Here is a 428-nt window from a genome sequence, read left to right as displayed (position 1 = left end):
AGCATGGCAACGTCCTACCCTCGCAGGGGGCGACCCCCAACTACTCTTGGCGCTAAGAAGCTTAACTTCTGTGTTCGACATGGGAACAGGTGTATCCTTCTTGCTATCGCCACCACACTCTTTTACTACTACATAAAACAATTTTGCAACCACTAATGCCGGCTGCAGGAGTCGAACCTGTGACCCTCGGTTTACGATACCGATGCTCTACCAACTGAGCTAAGCCGGCGAAAATGACCCGTACGGGATTTGAACCCATGTTACCGCCGTGAAAGGGCGGTGTCTTAACCACTTGACCAACGGGTCATATACATAAAAATGTGTTAATCAGTTAGATTAGCACATTTTTAAATTTATTATTAGCATGGCAACGTCCTACCCTCGCAGGGGGCGACCCCCAACTACTCTTGGCGCTAAGAAGCTTAACT

2 tRNA genes and 1 rRNA gene are annotated in these 428 nt (G+C 48.4%); all 3 read right to left on the bottom strand.

What is annotated here, in order from left to right:
- Position 1 precedes the first annotated feature (1 nt).
- Positions 2 to 117 (bottom strand): 5S ribosomal RNA (rrf, locus tag AC1RPN_RS08470).
- 39 nt (positions 118 to 156) lie between these two features.
- Positions 157 to 229, bottom strand: a tRNA-Thr gene (locus AC1RPN_RS08465).
- Positions 230 to 234: 5 nt separating this feature from the next.
- Positions 235 to 306 (bottom strand) — tRNA-Glu (locus tag AC1RPN_RS08460).
- Positions 307 to 428 lie beyond the last annotated feature (122 nt).

The sequence above is a fragment of the Dellaglioa sp. CoH-57-MRSF-20 genome, assembly GCF_056781955.1.
Note: the sequence above shows the minus strand (reverse complement) of the source record. Positions and strands in the feature narration are given on the sequence as shown.